This window comes from Thermocoleostomius sinensis A174 (assembly GCF_026802175.1).
In the GTDB taxonomy this organism is placed as follows: Bacteria; Cyanobacteriota; Cyanobacteriia; order Elainellales; family Elainellaceae; genus Thermocoleostomius; species Thermocoleostomius sinensis.
Genome location: NZ_CP113797.1, coordinates 923,864 through 939,829 on the forward strand (window position 1 = coordinate 923,864; position 15,966 = coordinate 939,829).

Sequence of the window (15,966 nt, forward strand, 5' to 3'; positions counted from 1 at the left end):
CAAGTACTTCATCCGTTGCCACGATCGATTTTGTTCTTGACCGATTCTCCCGGTTGTAATTGTCAAGTTTCGTAGATGCAATCAGAAATGGTGGACGAATTTACGGAATCTCTAGGGTAATTGATTTGGTTGAGAGGGATTCTGCCATTTCTAGTTGACGGTTCTATTCCACCAAGGAGACTTATGGTTAACCCCATGACAGCAATGTCCGCAGGGACAATCGTGCAATTAGCATTCCAGGCGTTTCTCAATCCGGAAGTGGGGAAAGCTAGCATCAGCAAAGCCTCTGAAATCCTAACTGAGAAAGTGCTGACCCAAATGGATGTCCTGCGCCAGAAAATTTGGGGGCGGTTGCGGTTCAAGTCTAGAAAAATGCAGGAATTGGAAACCACAATTAAGCGATCGCAACAGGTGACACCTAACCAACTGGAGAATATCGCTACTTATTTGCAGATGGAGATGAATCATGATGAGAAATTTGCCACTGAGGTAAAGCAGTTAGCGCAACAAATCCATCAGGAAATCAGCACGATGCAGCAGGGACAAAACGTGCGGAATGTGCCTGGTGGACAAGAACAGCCGTTCAATAACCAGAACATTAACAACCAGAGTACTAGTGACAAGACTTCAGCTCAACAAGGAACTCTGACAAACCACAATCATTCCGGTGCACCACCGCAGCCTTGACCACAGTCGCCCGATCGGGAACGGGCAAAGTTAACTCCCCCTACCAACCTGCCGCGCAGTAGAGCCGTCAAGTTTGTCGGGCGTGAAACCGACTTGAAACGGCTGCATTGGCTATTGCAACAAACCGATCGCGTGGCAATTACCGCTATCGCCGATATGGGCGGCATCGGCAAAACTGAGTTGGCGTTGCAGTATGCCCACTTTCACTATGAGCAGCAATCGTATGAAGGGGGAGTGTGCTGGCTGCGGGCAACAGCACCAGACATTGGCAGACAAGTGGTGAACTTTGCCAAAGTCCAGTTACAGCTAGAACTGCCAAAGGGACTGGATTTAAAGCAAGAGGTGGCGTTTTGCTGGCAACAGTGGCGCGATGGCGATGTCCTGATACTGTTAGATGATGTCAGAGATTACGACTCGATCGCCCCGTTTCTCCCCCCCGCCGATCGCCGCTTCAAAGTGTTGATCACTACGCGCCATCGGTTGGGTCGATCGGTGCAGTCGTTGGAAATTCACGTTTTAACCGAAGCAGCCGCCCTAGAATTGTTGCAAGAGCTAGCAGGCGCAGCGCGAATTCAGGCAGAACTACAGGGAGCCAAATCCCTCTGTGCTCAATTGGGCTATTTGCCATTGGGATTGGAACTGGTGGGACGTTTTTTGGCGCAGAAACCGGATTGGTCGATCGCCAAACTACAGCAAGAATTAATTAAAAAACGCTTGGATGCCCGTGCTTTCTATCGACCCGAACCGGCCATGACCACTAGCTACGAAAGCCTGGCCGCTGTTGTCGAGTTGAGTTGGCATGAGTTAACTCCAGCCGCGCAACGGTTGAGCTATTGGCTGAGCGTGTTTGCCCCTACCCCAATTCCCTGGAACTTGGTAAAGGTCTGCCTTGTAACCATGGATGCTAATGACTTGAAAGATGTTCGCGATGATGAATAAACTTGAGGGTTACCTAAGAAGCAACCCGCCACTCCCGTTGGATAGATTCCAGCCCAATTTGCTATGAATGAAGAACCAATCCCAGGGCTTGTGTTTAAAGTGACACATCAAGACTGGGGTGACTAACGTCTAGTGAATGGAGGTAAAGAGCTTTGAAAAAGGACTTAGCTGGTTGGGCAGCAATCATAGCAGCGATCGCAGCAGTGATGACAGCGATCGGTGCGCCTGTTCTTTTCCCCGATTTGGTGAAACGAATATTCCCTGAATCTCCCACGGAATCTGCTTTACAGACTTCGCAAGACAATACGCCTTCCGCGTCGGGGCCCAGTTCTGTTGACACATCTCCACTCCCCCATGCTGATTCCGTTCCTACGTCTCCATCTTCAACGTCTCCTTCCATGCCTGCTCCTGTCGATACTGACATTCCTCTAATTCGCTGGAGTGATACTATCAACGGCAAGTTGGGTTTGCGAGGAAGTATAGGGCAGCAATTCACATTTCAATGCCCTCCCAGTAGAGACCCAATCAATCGCCTATACGGAACTGACATCTACACAGGGCATTCTAGTGTTTGTGAGGCGGCAGTTCATGCTGGCGTCATCACCCAAGCAGAAGGTGGGAACGTCACGATCGAAGTGCATGGCGAGCAGCAAGCCTTTACAGCCAGCCAGCGCTCTGGAGTGGTGAGTAAAGGACACGGTCGATACTCTTCCTCCTTCACCATCATTCGCTAAGTTGCTCGCTCATTCCCAATTTCTACATCAGCCCTGCCAGCGATACACAAACTCAAACTTCCTCAACACCTTTACTCCTCCAACTGTATTGTTGAATTAACCACTGGATTAGTCACTGGATTAGCCACGATCGGCGGTGTCTCAGGGGATTGCCATTGGCGCTGATGTTGTATCCACTCAGGGCGCGGCTTGCCAACGCCATACGTCAGCGCATAACTTTGGGACAGCAACCAGAACCACAGCGCTGGATTTCGAGGTTCGAGCCAAGTTTGCAGCGATCGCACCCTATCCGGTAGCCAGCGCAACAGCCAGCTAATCATAGCACTGACGGTAAAGTTGATATAACTACCCACCCAACGAATTAGATCGCGCCTACCGGCCATATCCCAAATCCACAGCAGCAACGCCGGGTTTTTGGCCGCCGCTTTGATTGCCATACGATTAAAGGGCAACCAACCCGCCCGGTCTTTGATGAAGCGATCGGCCACCTGCGGCGACTCGCTGGCCAAAATGCCGAAGAATGTATTCAACATGGCATTCACTCGCTCAGGTGGCAGAGTGCGCCCTGTGGGAACCATCATGCCTTTGGAGAATAGCCAAGTGACGGCAATGTTACTTTGATAGGCACGAATTTGGTTCAGGTATTTAGCCTGGGTCAAGTTATGTCGCAAGGCCGTGTCCAGCAATTCAGTGAGGCGGGGCAAATTGCGTACCAAGGAACCAAATCCGGTAAACACCAGCGGTGATTGTAGCGAAGCCGCATCTCCTATGGCCACCAATCGATCGAAGGCAACGCGCCGATCGTTGCCCCGAATGCTGAAATGTCCAGGGATATAGCCAAAGGTTGCCTTCTTCCAACGCAGCTTCTCTACCTCACAGCGACGGTACTCTGGCAGAATAGTGAAGAAATCTTCGTACATTTCTAGCAGCGAACCGGGATTATCTGGATGCACCTGATGGTAATGGAATAGATAAAACGTTAGTTCTTCACCTTTGCCGGGAAACAGTTCCCAAATTAATTGCCGTCCTCGCGAAATGTCGCCATGACTGTTGAGCACATCCCCATAGCGCGAATCCCAAACACCCGGCTCGAATCCACCATCAATCACCGCCCCAACAGTAGGGCAAACGCTGTCAAACGCTCGACCATGATTGAGTTGCCAGGCGATCGGCGAAGCAGTTCCCATTGCGTCTACTAAAATGCGACCAATGGCAACGCGAGTGGTTTGGGTAGGCAGATGCACCGTTTCTACCGTGACGCTGTTGGGGCTAGTTTCTGCTTGGTTAAACTCGGTTTCATCCCAAATTTCCCCCCCCGCCGATCGCAACTTTTCGCCACATAGCTGCAAGAGCTTCTCGGCATCTAGAGCAATATTTAACACTGTAGGAGTATGTAATACGGGCGCTTTTGCCTGTGGTGGATTGTTGGCATCAAAAAATTTATTGAATCCGTCTTCATATTCGCAGGCGATGACAGTTTCAAATTCGGCTGGGGTAAATAATCCCAAGTCAATCAACGTTTGAAACTCTTGGCGCGAAATATTCCATTCTCGGTTCATGCGCCCAAAGGGCAACCGCTCAATTAGCAGCACCCGATAGCCCAACTGCGCCATCACCGCCGCATGAATCACACCTAGGGCACCGCCAATGTAGATCAGATCGTATAGATGGGACGAATCCAAAGATACGGGTGTAAGCCGATCGGCGGGGCTGCGCTCGTCAGCCTTAAAAATGACTTGTTTGGGCGATTGCGGCTGCTGGACTCCTGATCGCCAGCGCTGTTCCCACCAATAGACTCGTGTCAGGTCATATTCGCCATTGGGAATTGATCGAAAATATTTGGCGGTTTTGGGATAGTACGGAGCCAGTGCTTCAAAAATCGATTGCTTGGTTAAATCCAAAGTTGGCGGTGCAGGATAGCGTTGGGGAAACTGCGATCGTAGCTCTTGGGTCAATTGCGCTAAAAGCTGAGCTTCCTGTGCAACAGACTGCTCTGACCATCGAAACACCTTCAAATAGGTGGTGCGCTGAACCGACCACGTAAAAATAGAGAGTTCCTCCGGTGAAAGTTTTTCAGCTAACGGCTTCCGTTTCTCAGAAATTTGAGTAGACTGATGGGTATTTCTTAGAAACCTGAGCCGACAACCATCCGGTGTCACTTGCTTCTCGGTCGATCGAGACGTAAGGGCAGGTTGAAACTGCTGCTGTAGCCACTGGCGAACAGCCGCTGTATCTGGTGTTGGAACCTCGAGATAAAGAATTTGTTTCATCCCCGAATTCTAAAGCAACAATAAATTTTCTGTGGAAATAATTAAACTTCCGATAAAAACAGGGTTGACAATCCTCCAGAGTGCGTTAAACTTCCGAGTACATTGGAAGTTCTCAAAAAACTTTACATAGTTCTCATCTTATCTAGAGAAGGTTCTTTTATTCTGGTTAGCAATGAATTATCCTATTCCTGTAAACTCTCAAGAGATTGCTGCCTTGCGACAAAAACCGATCAACGAAGAGTTGATTGCCACGGCGATCGCGGGTGTTGTCCACATTGCCCGCTCCAAGGGACAATCGCTAGAAGATTTAACAGCCGAGGTGCTGGCCGACGACAGCTTGCTGGATTTTGAATCGCGGCGATGGCTTAGCGATATTGTCTCCGAAGCCTGGAAAACGCTCTAGCGTTTGGGCGTAATTAGGGAATTAATTTTAAGTTGAGTGAGCTTCTATTGTTAAGAGACAATTACAAAGGCAGGTGAGCAGGGCCCACCTTTGCCTCGATAATTTGATTGAACTAAAATTTGGTTGAACTAGGCTGTTAGATAATGGTTTTACACTCGCACTAATTGCTTTGTCTCAGTTTCGATCGGCGCGTTGAGGGCATCTTCTAGTTCTGCAACTCCCAGGCGCTCTTCTAAAATTTGCATGACCTCCCGACCAAAATCATCAGGGTTGCGCTGCCATGCTTGCAGACAGACCTCGCCGAAGAAAGAGCCAAGCGGTTCTGGATTCCACAAGAGCTTCTTCGCTACCCAGGGCAGATGAATATTTAGGGGATTATAGCCGCGCTTCAAGATGTTGTGTTTGAAGGCGTACTCTTCTAAATGGGTGTGTGGCTGTAGCCCAATGAAGAAAATGGCTGGCTCAACCTTGTCTGCTCCAAAAATTCGCTCTAGTTCTCGATGGTAAGCAATCGTTTGTCGCACCGTATCGAAGGTTTCGTCAATCACATTGAACGAGTAGTTAACTGACACCAAATCGTTGAATCCGGCAGCCTTGAGATCGCGGCAATTTTGCAAAACGGTACGTAAGTTATAACCCATGCGCATTTTTCGCACTAACGCTTGAGATCCACTGGTGATGCCAATCTCAAAATAATTCATGCCCGTCTTCACCATCAGGTCGCACAGTTCTGGCGTCAAATTGTCAGCGCGGATATAAGCTGCCCAATGAATATCTTGCATTCCATCTGCCAAGATCTTTTGCAGCAGTTCTACCACATCATCCATGAATCGCCGTGCCGGAATAAACTGAGCATCGGTAAACCAGAAATTACGCACTCCCCGATCGTATAGTTGGCGCATTTCCTTTACCACTTCATCGGCAGGATTAATCCGAACTTGTTTGCCTTCTACAACCGTATAGATACAGTAACAACAGTTATGGGGACAGCCACGTTTCGTTTGCACCCCAATGTAGAAGTCACCGTCTTGGATGTAGTAGTCTAAATCCGGCCAAATCTGGGCAATGTAATCATAATTACAAGCTGATTTCTCGAATGGTGTAGGCTGTTCGTGAATCATGCGCTCGCGAGGAGTCGTTTCGCCAACCACATAGCAGCGCTGATCGGAAAAATCTTGCCCCTGAACCAACCGCTCTAATAACGTCTCGCCTTCGCCCACCGACACAATCGTCCCCTTCGGCAGCATCGTATTGAGTTGTTCATAAAAGACGCTGACTGCCCCGCCCCCAACCACAAGTTTCACCGTTGGGCAATAGCGCTTGGCTCGCTTCAGTCCTCGCTTAATCAAGCTGAGGTTGCGCCACAGTTCATCGAGATAGGCTGTCACCATGCGCAGCCCGCCGAATGCTCCCCGCAGCCGCTTCAAGGGATTGCGAGCATATTGAAACTCAAACGCATTTTGTAACGGATTGCCACCACGCCCCCCCACCGGGGCAAAAATTTGAATGTCGCGCCAGGAAAATACAAGCAGAGTCGGGCGAAATTGATCAATACAGCGATCGAGCGCAGCAGCAAAATCAAGAGGAGGAACCGTACCCAAGTCAAAAATCTGCTGCTCAATGTGTGGAAAAAGCTTATGAATATGATCGGCAAGATAAACAACCCCGATGGGAAAAATTGGATTGCAAGGCAGGCGGACGTAGAGGATGCGATCGTTCATTGGACTAGAATCTCGTGGCGATTCAATCGAAGCTAGTGTAAGCGGCTTCAAAGATTTGAGAAATGATTTGTTTTTATATAACTTCACAATAGCATCGACGCTCAATCCCTGCATGGCGAGGTGAAGGATTCGTAGGCAATCGAGGTGAGATCGCGCCGCATTACCTGAGTATTTCTGCTCATCTAAATTAGAGGGATCATCTGGGTTGGTAATCGGGTTTACAGCTAGCAGGGATCAGGGAATGATAGGGTCGGATAAACCTCAGTCCAATTCATAAGGCTCCTCTACCATGGCTCAACTCTTTGATCCCGTTCCGTCTGATGCGTCTGATCCCATTCTCTGTTGCTATGTCAATGCCACCAGCAAAATTCAAATCGTTCGAATCACCAATATTCCCAACTGGTATTTTGAGCGGGTGGTTTTTCCAGGACAACGGCTTGTGTTTGAAGCAATGCCCCAAGCTCAACTGGAAGTTCATTGCGGCATGATGGCCAGTGCCATTCTGGCAGACACCATTCCTTGCGATCGCTTGCGCCTAGAGGCAGAGCTTGAAGCGGATTTGCAATTAGAAGTGGTAGCAGACATTCCAGACTGTGAAGTTCGAGAACCAGCGGTAACCACGATCGAATAGCCACTTGATTCGTTCAAACAGTTAACATTCCATCATTAAATTAAGCCGCTTAACATTTGGCGAGGACTAAGGCAACCGCCCTACTGCCTCTGTGGCAAAACAATCCTGATTCAATCTCCTTTAATCTCCTAACTATACGCAATCCGTCAAGCAGCCTAGGGTAAGTTCTAGGCTCCTGACGGCTTTCTGTTTGTGTGTCCTAACCCTGCATACATTTTGCCAGTTCACCCCATTGCTTGCGACAATAGGCAGTATGCCGCAAGTTGTTTTAGTTCACCCCCTCATCCCTCCTAATACAGGAAATATTGCTCGAACCTGTGCTGCAACAGGTACTCCTTTGCATTTAGTTGGGCCCCTAGGATTCGAGATAAGCGATCGCTATCTGAAACGAGCCGGACTGGACTATTGGCCCTACGTTAATTTGCACTATCACGAGACATTGGCTGATTTTCAAGCGCATCACCAAACGCAAGGCGGACGCTGGATAGGGTTTAGCACTTCAGGATTGTGTAGTTATGTAAAGTTTCAGTTTCGCTCGGATGATTGGCTTTTGTTCGGCAGTGAAACCAATGGGCTGCCGCGTGACCTCTTGCAAACCTGTGATGCCACCGTGCACATTCCCATGAGTCAACCTCAAGTGCGCAGCTTGAATCTCTCGGTGAGTGTGGCGATCGGTCTCTTTGAAGCGCGTCGTCAACTTGGATATTTTGCTTGAATACTGGCTGAAGGGACTAACCCCTATGGGGAATTGCCCATAAAACTCTTTATTTTCATATACATATCTAAGCATCAATTTAAAGAGGAAACTGATCCTGTTTTTCAACAATTGAGTTATCCTTTGGTGACTCTAAGAGTTAACTAATCAGCCGTTAAATTGGCTGCGATATTCTTCAGATCTTCAGTCTTCCAAACTACAAATTCTGTAGGAATCCTATAAAAAATTTATATAGAATGATTTCTACGGTTGAATTGGATGAGTAGGGTGCGATCAAACCCGTAATTTCACGATCGGGTGCCTCGTTTAAAAGCGACAAGACCGCTTAAAGTTGATATGTCAACCGTATCGTTCATCTCTTTACAGAGTTTTTGAAAAGTGGAATAACGGAGCCTTTTTGTGACATCTCTACGCTAGAGTTAAGTCCAAAAAATAATTAAGTTCAGGGATTTTTACACGCCAAAAGGCTTGACAGACAGCGGCTTGAAGGCTTATTAAATTTTTCTATGAAGGAACAAAGGCAGATTTGCTGTAACTTTCAATTGGTTCGCAGTTTAGTTACAATATCGCCTTGTCTGAGTCAATTCTCCTGCTCTTGGTTAGGAGTATTGCAGGCTACCATGTTAGCCATTCAGGTCATAGACTCGCCCAATCAACAGCACAGAAATATCAACTTGACATTAAGAACAATCTGATAGATTAGCTTTCCTTAATGGTCGAGCCTTGAAATTTTTGTTAGGTGGTGTAAGCTTGTCTAAGTCAAAAAAGCAGGGTATTGTTGCCTAGTCATGTCCAATGTATGTGATCTGGATCTCTGCTTAATGTGATTCGAGTCATTGATTGGCAATTGGCCAATAGGCAGAAGCCCAATAGATTCGAGGACAGTTGAACGCTGGTCATCAGGAGGTCATTCTTTGAAGCGAGCACGTTTGCGGAAGGAAAAGCCTGTGTCGCCTTTCCCAGGGGAAGCTGCCGATTCCCTCTCGGCTCAGTCCGAGCTTCCTCACCCAGGAATGAATCGTAGGACACGAACTTCTGCCGCCATGATAGGGCTAGCCCTCTCGATGGGCACAACTAGTCTGTTGCTCCCTCGGCACAATGATGGAGCCGCAGCGGCCGAACCGAAAGCGCCTGATACTATTTCAGCCGCTTTTTCTGATACCGCTCCCGAGTCAGACTCTCAATCTTCAGCACCCATTCCAACCGTCCGCATGGTTGAGCATATGGTGCAGGAGGGACAAACTCTTCAACAATTAGCCGATCGCTATCAGGTCAATGTTTGGAGCATTGCCGTTGCCAATGGGTTAACGCCTAACTCTGAGTTAATGGTTGGGCAAGTTTTGAAGGTTCCTGTCCGCGGTGAACTCAGTCCTGCGCAAGCAGTGGCAATAGAGAGTCTGGTAGGAGGCTCAGAGTCTGGTGATTTGGTCGCATCAGCTCATCTCAATCAAGTTGAGATGAACGGCCCCGTGGCTGCATCTGAAAGTTTGGGAACCGATCGGAACGATGCCCTCAATCGCTTGCGACAACAGCGCGATCGGTTGCGGGATAGTCTGGCGGAGTTGAGGGGTGAGGAGTCTGAACCTGCGGTTAATGTTCTTAAGCGCGACTTTACTGATTCCAGCCGCAGCGTCGTTGCGTCTACACTCGGTTCAGTGGTTCTAGAGGCCAGTTCGGAGCAATCGACCCTAGCTGCGTTGCCTACTCAGTCCTTGTCTGGAGAGGCTGTATCCGCAACTCAGGATACCGATTCTGTTCAAGTCGCTCGTGTTTCGGCAACCCAAGATGATGAAGCGGCTGTTCCCTCCCTGCCTGTAGGCGCAACAACCGCCCAAGTTTATCGCGTTAATCCTGGGGATACGGTGGCGGCGATCGCTCGTTCTCACAATATTCCTCAATCGCTGTTGATTGATGCCAACAATTTGAGCGATCCCAATGTAATTTTTGTGGGACAAACGTTAACGGTTCCAGCCATTCAACCAACCTCACCCGCCTCTCCAGTGCAGGTTGCCTCAGAAACATTATCGGCTGCCATTCTGCCGGCCATCCCCACAGGAGGAACAGCCCCAGGACTGAGCACTGTTGATACGTCTAACACCGTTACCACAGAGACCGTGAATACTGAGGCTCCTGCGGTTCCGTCGCTGTTGGCACAATCAACGTCCGAGAGCTTGCCCCATCCAATTGCTTCTCCAACGGTTCAGCAGCCTAGACCGCAGATTGCCGTTGCTCCGCTGCCTGAAGCATCAGTAGGTCCATTGGGTGTTGATTCAGAGCCAGGCCTAATGATGGAATCCAATCCAGGCTCTCAAGTTAACCCCTATGTGGCTAGCTTGCTGTCGGAAATTAAGACCTTGAGGCAGCGCAATCAACCTGCAACTGTTTCAGAAGCGCAATCAGTTCCAGCCCAAGAGCCACCGGAACGCGCTGCTGCTGTCGTTTCCCCATCGAGTGCCAGTGAAGTTGCAGTTTCGCCCCACTTCAACCCAGCGGCTGTCGAGCGTCAGGTTGGGGAAACTCGTCCCATTAGTAATGCCACGCAAACAACACCTGCATCACCAAATTTGGTGGCAGCGGCTCCGTTGGGGTCAGAAAGTTACGATCCATTGCTTCAACCCATTACAGGGCGGATGGTATCGCCAGATTTACCCCCACTGCCGGGCGCTGATACATTCTTGCCTGAAGATGGATTGTTCAACGGATACATTTGGCCATCTACGGGCTTACTAACGTCAGGCTATGGCTGGCGGTGGGGTCGGATGCACCAGGGCATTGATATTGCTGCCGATATTGGTACTCCAATCTATGCGGCTGCGACTGGAGTAATCGAATTTGCCGGGTGGAATTCTGGCGGCTACGGCAACATGGTTGAAGTGCGTCATCCCGATGGCAGTATGACTCGCTATGCCCATATGAACGCTGTTTATGTGCGGGTTGGTCAAGCAGTCAGACAGGGTGAACAACTCGGTGAAATGGGTAGCACTGGATACAGTACTGGCCCCCATCTACACTTCGAGGTACATCTGCCCAATCAAGGTACGGTCAATCCGATCGCTTACTTACCGCCTCAATAGTGTCTCAATAGCAGCCATTTTCCATGGATATCGTTTGGGGAGTCGTTGTTCTCCCCTTTTTTTGTGCCAAAATCTATTACAATGCCACTCAAGCCATATCATCAAGCAACCTAGGCGGCGCTATGATTCCTGGAGAATTATTGGTAGAACCGGGCGATATTGAACTGAACGCTGGGCGAGAAACTGTGACCCTTTCCGTAGCAAATACGGGCGATCGACCTATCCAAGTTGGCTCTCATTTTCACTTCTTTGAAGTAAACCAAGCCCTGATCTTTGATCGATCCCAGGCACGAGGGATGCGCTTAGATATTCCAGCAGGTACAGCGGTTCGGTTTGAACCTGGCGATGAGAAAACCGTAACGCTGGTACCATTGGTGGGCAAACGTGAAGTATATGGCTTGAACGGACTTGTGAACGGTGCACTGGATGATCTATCGAGCTTGAAAGAGAAGAAAAAAGCTGAAAAGACAGACAAAAGAAAGAAGAAATAGAAGCAAGAGATAGGAGTCGGACAGATGCGACTCGAAGATTTGCGCAAGTTAAACCTTGATATGCTGATTACGTTGAAAGGACTCGTTTCCTTAATGCGTGATCCAGAGCAAACCAATTCGGTGTTTGATGTTGAAGATGGGTTGCGCCACACCAAAGCGGCTCAACTAGCTACCGACTATGCCAAGTCCAAACCTGGTGTAGCTGACATTTTTGCGGAGCGGTATTTGGCTCCTCCACCCGATGTTCCATCCTTGCTCAAGCTGCCAGATGATTCGCTGGGTCATGCCTATGCCCTTTACATCACCGAAGCCGGGTTTGATCCCAATTTCTACCGCAAAACTGAGATCGAAGACGATGTGACGTATCTGTTTATGCGAATGCGGCAAACCCATGATATTTGGCATGTGGTTACAGGTTTTGGTGTTGATGTCAATGCCGAATTAGGATTAAAAGCCTTTGAAATTGCTCAAGTTCACCGCACTCTTTCGGCGATGCTAGTAGCAGGTGGGTTGCTCCGAACTCTCTTCAAAACCCCCGAAAATTTGGATGGATTACTAGAACAAGTGGCGATCGGGTATCGTATGGGTGCCAGAGCTAAGCCATTTTTGGCTCAAAAGTGGGAAGAGCATTGGGAAAAACCTGTGGCGGTTTGGCGCCGCGAACTGAACGTTGAACCCGCTACGACCTATATACCGTAGTGTACGCGCCCTAACTATGTATCGCATTACGTATCGCAATGTACCGTAACCGAAAGCAAGAGAGTTTCACGCAATACTGCCACGTTTTCGGGCTTCTTTATAGGAAGTCCCAATATTTTTAAGTCCAGCGCGAATCATTTGTTGCTCTAACAAGGCAAAGAACCGGGCCCGATCGCCCCCTCGCACCACGGCTTGATTGTGCGCCTCTGCCAGGGCAACTGGATATCCGTAGCCTTTCTGCACTTGAGTCAGCGTCAAGCTAAGGGCAATCGTCAGTAAGGTTGGATCGGTAGCTACCCATAACGGAAATTCTACTCGTGCAATTTCTGACCCCATATGGACGTAGCAGAAGCAAATGGTGTGGTCGCCGTAACACTCCAAAATTTTGGCTGAACTGCGCCAAATCGGGCCGCGCTGTCCTGGCTCTAGTAGCAGTTCCCACAACGCTGTGTCCCGCAGCGGAGCGAACACTTGGCAAGGAGCTTGATCGGTTGCGCCAGGGCAATGAGTGAGGCAATCAGGAGCCGAGTATGGGCAACTGTGCAATCGCAGAAAATTTAGAGCCTCGCCACTGCGGGCAACGCTGAGATATCCTACCAGCGGAATTCTAGCCGCCTGTAGCTGATTCCAAGCGTCCAGAATAGGAGGCAAAATTCGATCGCGGGCTTCCATGGGCAATGGTTCCAGAAACCAGTGAATCAGAGAACCATCGACCATGGCTAGACAGGGATGAGCAAGGAGCGACGAAGGAGCAAGAATACCATCCAGCGTTGTTTGTTCATAGGTTACTTCGGTGACTTCAGCGGGTTCACGTTGAGACCAATGGCGGGGATTGGGGGCAGACTGAAGATTCGATCGAACACTTGTGCCAAGTTCCGCTAAAACCACAGCCTCAGACACCGTGCGACGATACCCCATCCATTCCTCGGTGCGAATGCCCCACTGTCGAGATCCATATAAATCATCGGGACGATAGAACACTTCTGGCAGGCTATCTAGTATCGGATGGCGATTTTGCCCATAATGCAGCACCACACGCCCCACATTGATGAGATAACAGTAGGCAATTTCATGATGACTGGGGGCAATTTGGGAGCCGTCGGTAGCAATTACTGTGTGCACAGGCGGAGCGGCGGTTAGATCAAGGCGTGTGTCCAACGGTTCCAGTGGAGTAGCAGCCGTAAACCCCATCCGATCGCGCCATGCCTGTTGTTGCTCAACCAGTTCGGTTTGACGATCGCGGGCTTGCTGAAGCAAGGTTTGGGCCCGCTCTAGCCGTAATCGTGCTGCTGTCGCCTCATCATTAAGATGTTGACCAATATCTTGAAGTTGCCGAGCCAGTTTAATCAGATCGAGCATAGTTTGGCGGTAGGGGGTAAACGTGGGAACATCCTAGAACCGTTAATACCTACTTAAGTCGGAGAATGGATTGCCCGTTCCATCGCCTGTTGAATAGCCAGTCGTTGCTCGGCATCGTAGCCCCAACGATCGAGAAATGGTTGATAGGGCCCTGCGCCTGTAGAGGCACTTTGTTGTAACTGACTTGCTTTTTCAGCTACTTGCGGCAGTTGAACAAGCTGAATTAATTGCGTCGTGCGCTGCTGCACTCGATCGGAACCATTGGCCATAGTTTCATTGTGATTGCGACGGTGAGCTAGGCCCATCGCTGTAGACATAGCCAAGTTTTTCACCAGTAGCTCTGCCACAATCTCGGCAGACGTTTTGAGGGCATTAACAACCGCTGGTGAAGGTTGGTCGGCTAAGGGACGATCGTCGGTGAGATAGGTGACAAAGAAGCCACGTGCACCGTTTTCGCTGCTGACCAACTTTGCCAACGTGGCTTCAATAGCTGAGTCTGGCAAGCTTCCCGCTTCTATCTGTGCCAGCAACGAATGAGTTAAATCGATTGCTTGGTCAAAGGTAATGGCATCGGGGACAGCGAAATTGAAATCAGCATTTGAGTGCGTATGAGCATCAGACATAACAGCAACCCTTTCAATCGGCTCTTACTATTCTGCCTATTTTGCTGATTCTGTGACGGGTGGCGATGAGTCATTTGTTGTCAGTGGTGCCGTATCGTTGGGCGATCGACCCGTGAAAAGCTGGACAAATCCTTGAGTCGCAACATGGGACAACAACCCCAACGGCCCAGCAAACAAACAAAGCACCAGCGAATGCACGGTCCAAAGACCTGTGCGCTGCCCTTCCCAATAAATCCAGCGACCCACAAACAAATCTGCTACCAGAAAGTGTACCCAGCCCGTCAAGGTTACTTTTTCGTCGGCGAACAGACGAGCTAGCTCAGCAAGCTGGGGATTGGCAAACGATCCTGCCGTATCCGGATCAAGACTATTGATGAATAGATACAGATAAAGTCCTGCTAGCGCTACAAACGGCAGCAATGAACTCATGACTTTACGAGTGATGCCCCAGTTAGGCAACACAATCATCAGAACCCAGAAGGGTAGCACAAATAGATTTGCGGCACTAAACAAAAATTCAAGGTTCATAGCGCACTGTCTGTTCCAGAACGTGTCTTGCAAGCCAAATGGCTCTATTCTCTGTATTGTGACACAGGGGCTAGCTGGAGAATTTCCTCATTTTCTCGCTTCAGCCCTGCTCGGTGGTTCAAACTTTACCTGTGGGTTGGAATAATGGCGCTACGGTTTCACCACACCGAGATCAAGATTTATAGAAGCAAGATCAATAAAAGCAATAAAAGCAATAAATAGGTGAAAATTGCATCTCTTTATACAAAATTGTTGCCTACCCAAGCGAAATTTATCCTGTCTTGATGGTCTGTAGCCCGCAACGCTATAGATTTTTATCTATGTTCTCACATAAGTTTCGCAGTACAGAACGATGAGTGGTACGTATAATTTTTCCCTTGTTATTGTTTCGGCATTGATTGCGATCGTCTCTGCGTATATTGCCCTGGAGGTAGCTAGACGGTTACTTCACTCTAGACAAGACCAGCAGCAAATTTGGTTGTTTGGCGGTGGTGCTGTCATGGGAACGGGCATCTGGGCGATGCACTTTATTGCCATGCTTGCCTTTAACATCCCACTGTATGTTAGCTACAACCTACCGCTTGTCTTCCTGTCTTTGATACTAGCGATCGGAGCAGCAACTCAAGCATTTTACATCGTGAGTCGCCGCCATTCACCCATCTCGTTGCTAACCGGCAGCATCATTATGGGAATTGGCATTGCCCTAATGCACTACACCGGAATGGCAGCAATGCACATGCCAGCTAGTTTGCAATATCAGCCCATTCTGTTTGCCGTTTCAATTCTGGTTGCAATTTCAGTTTCCTATGTCGCGTTGCAACTGACTCGGCGATTTCAAGATGAACAACGATCGAAACAGGTGGGTAAAAAACTAGCAACGGCCTGCTTGATGGGAGGAGCTGTCCTGTCAATGCATTATACAGGGATGGCAGCGGCTGTATTTGTGCCGCAATACAACAAGGTAATTACGGCTTCTGGGTTAGATAATACCTGGCTAGCATTCATCGTCTGTGGGTTTGTGTTTTTGACCCTAGTACCAATGGCGGCCGCGCTCTTGAGTGACTCGCTTGAAACTCGAAGGTGAGGCACGCA

Annotated in this window: 15 protein-coding genes; 10 read left to right on the top strand and 5 right to left on the bottom strand. The window is 49.1% G+C overall.

Going from position 1 to position 15,966, the window contains the following annotated elements; translation table 11 throughout:
- Nucleotides 1-183 precede the first annotated feature (183 nt).
- The 3 genes from OXH18_RS03990 (at nt 184) to OXH18_RS04000 (ending at nt 2,360) form a co-directional block, all read left to right on the top strand.
- Entirely contained in the window at nt 184-687 is a 504-nt protein-coding gene (locus OXH18_RS03990; RefSeq protein ID WP_268611127.1) for a hypothetical protein, read from the top strand.
- A gap of 93 nt (nt 688-780) precedes the next feature.
- A complete protein-coding gene (locus OXH18_RS03995; protein WP_268611128.1) occupies nt 781-1,626 on the top strand; it encodes an NB-ARC domain-containing protein in 846 nt (281 codons plus the stop codon).
- Nucleotides 1,627-1,778: 152 nt separating this feature from the next.
- Nucleotides 1,779-2,360, top strand: a complete 582-nt coding sequence (locus OXH18_RS04000; RefSeq protein ID WP_268611129.1) for an LCCL domain-containing protein — start codon at nt 1,779-1,781, stop codon at nt 2,358-2,360.
- A 71-nt stretch (nt 2,361-2,431) separates the two neighbouring features.
- On the opposite strand, the gene OXH18_RS04005 is transcribed toward OXH18_RS04000, so the two are convergent.
- On the bottom strand, nt 2,432-4,630 hold the full coding sequence (locus OXH18_RS04005; protein WP_268611130.1) for an NAD(P)/FAD-dependent oxidoreductase: 2,199 nt from the start codon (nt 4,628-4,630) through the stop codon (nt 2,432-2,434).
- A 172-nt stretch (nt 4,631-4,802) separates the two neighbouring features.
- Between OXH18_RS04005 and OXH18_RS04010 the strand changes: the two genes are divergently transcribed.
- A complete protein-coding gene (locus tag OXH18_RS04010; RefSeq protein WP_268611131.1) occupies nt 4,803-5,033 on the top strand; it encodes a hypothetical protein in 231 nt (76 codons plus the stop codon).
- 149 nt (nt 5,034-5,182) lie between these two features.
- Here the strand turns inward: OXH18_RS04010 and OXH18_RS04015 are convergent, their stop codons facing one another.
- Nucleotides 5,183-6,754, bottom strand: coding sequence for a photosystem II high light acclimation radical SAM protein (locus OXH18_RS04015; RefSeq protein WP_268611132.1), 1,572 nt, complete (start codon nt 6,752-6,754; stop codon nt 5,183-5,185).
- Between the two features lie 289 nt (nt 6,755-7,043).
- On the opposite strand from OXH18_RS04015, the gene OXH18_RS04020 reads away from it, so the two are divergent.
- The 5 genes from OXH18_RS04020 (at nt 7,044) to OXH18_RS04040 (ending at nt 12,364) form a co-directional block, all read left to right on the top strand.
- Nucleotides 7,044-7,385, top strand: a complete 342-nt coding sequence (locus OXH18_RS04020; RefSeq protein WP_268611133.1) for a DUF1830 domain-containing protein — start codon at nt 7,044-7,046, stop codon at nt 7,383-7,385.
- A gap of 253 nt (nt 7,386-7,638) precedes the next feature.
- Nucleotides 7,639-8,100, top strand: coding sequence for a tRNA (cytidine(34)-2'-O)-methyltransferase (locus tag OXH18_RS04025; RefSeq protein ID WP_268611134.1), 462 nt, complete (start codon nt 7,639-7,641; stop codon nt 8,098-8,100).
- A 914-nt stretch (nt 8,101-9,014) separates the two neighbouring features.
- A complete protein-coding gene (locus OXH18_RS04030; RefSeq protein WP_268611136.1) occupies nt 9,015-11,174 on the top strand; it encodes a peptidoglycan DD-metalloendopeptidase family protein in 2,160 nt (719 codons plus the stop codon).
- Between the two features lie 122 nt (nt 11,175-11,296).
- On the top strand, nt 11,297-11,665 hold the full coding sequence (locus tag OXH18_RS04035) for an urease subunit beta (protein ID WP_268613123.1): 369 nt from the start codon (nt 11,297-11,299) through the stop codon (nt 11,663-11,665).
- A 24-nt stretch (nt 11,666-11,689) separates the two neighbouring features.
- The gene (locus tag OXH18_RS04040; RefSeq protein WP_268611137.1) at nt 11,690-12,364 is read left to right on the top strand and encodes a Coq4 family protein; all 675 of its coding nucleotides are present in this window, start codon (nt 11,690-11,692) and stop codon (nt 12,362-12,364) included.
- A 66-nt stretch (nt 12,365-12,430) separates the two neighbouring features.
- On the opposite strand, the gene OXH18_RS04045 is transcribed toward OXH18_RS04040, so the two are convergent.
- From OXH18_RS04045 to OXH18_RS04055, 3 genes are read right to left on the bottom strand one after another with little or no spacing between them, the layout of a single operon-like run.
- Complete coding sequence (locus tag OXH18_RS04045) at nt 12,431-13,723, bottom strand: DNA double-strand break repair nuclease NurA (protein ID WP_268611138.1); 1,293 nt, start codon at nt 13,721-13,723, stop codon at nt 12,431-12,433.
- Nucleotides 13,724-13,776: 53 nt separating this feature from the next.
- On the bottom strand, nt 13,777-14,346 hold the full coding sequence (locus tag OXH18_RS04050; RefSeq protein ID WP_268611139.1) for a hypothetical protein: 570 nt from the start codon (nt 14,344-14,346) through the stop codon (nt 13,777-13,779).
- Between the two features lie 36 nt (nt 14,347-14,382).
- Nucleotides 14,383-14,874, bottom strand: coding sequence for an ABA4-like family protein (locus OXH18_RS04055; protein WP_268611140.1), 492 nt, complete (start codon nt 14,872-14,874; stop codon nt 14,383-14,385).
- 352 nt (nt 14,875-15,226) lie between these two features.
- On the opposite strand from OXH18_RS04055, the gene OXH18_RS04060 reads away from it, so the two are divergent.
- A complete protein-coding gene (locus OXH18_RS04060) occupies nt 15,227-15,958 on the top strand; it encodes an MHYT domain-containing protein (protein WP_268611141.1) in 732 nt (243 codons plus the stop codon).
- Nucleotides 15,959-15,966: the final 8 nt, after the last annotated feature.

Coding starts and splice junctions, on each gene's coding strand:
- OXH18_RS03990 (WP_268611127.1), top strand. CDS start 184: ATGGTTAACCCCATGACAGCAATGTCCGCAGGGACAATCGTGCAATTA.
- OXH18_RS04005 (WP_268611130.1), bottom strand. CDS start 4,630: ATGAAACAAATTCTTTATCTCGAGGTTCCAACACCAGATACAGCGGCT.
- OXH18_RS04010 (WP_268611131.1), top strand. CDS start 4,803: ATGAATTATCCTATTCCTGTAAACTCTCAAGAGATTGCTGCCTTGCGA.
- OXH18_RS04015 (WP_268611132.1), bottom strand. CDS start 6,754: ATGAACGATCGCATCCTCTACGTCCGCCTGCCTTGCAATCCAATTTTT.
- OXH18_RS04020 (WP_268611133.1), top strand. CDS start 7,044: ATGGCTCAACTCTTTGATCCCGTTCCGTCTGATGCGTCTGATCCCATT.
- OXH18_RS04025 (WP_268611134.1), top strand. CDS start 7,639: ATGCCGCAAGTTGTTTTAGTTCACCCCCTCATCCCTCCTAATACAGGA.
- OXH18_RS04035 (WP_268613123.1), top strand. CDS start 11,297: ATGATTCCTGGAGAATTATTGGTAGAACCGGGCGATATTGAACTGAAC.
- OXH18_RS04040 (WP_268611137.1), top strand. CDS start 11,690: ATGCGACTCGAAGATTTGCGCAAGTTAAACCTTGATATGCTGATTACG.
- OXH18_RS04045 (WP_268611138.1), bottom strand. CDS start 13,723: ATGCTCGATCTGATTAAACTGGCTCGGCAACTTCAAGATATTGGTCAA.
- OXH18_RS04050 (WP_268611139.1), bottom strand. CDS start 14,346: ATGTCTGATGCTCATACGCACTCAAATGCTGATTTCAATTTCGCTGTC.
- OXH18_RS04055 (WP_268611140.1), bottom strand. CDS start 14,874: ATGAACCTTGAATTTTTGTTTAGTGCCGCAAATCTATTTGTGCTACCC.
- OXH18_RS04060 (WP_268611141.1), top strand. CDS start 15,227: ATGAGTGGTACGTATAATTTTTCCCTTGTTATTGTTTCGGCATTGATT.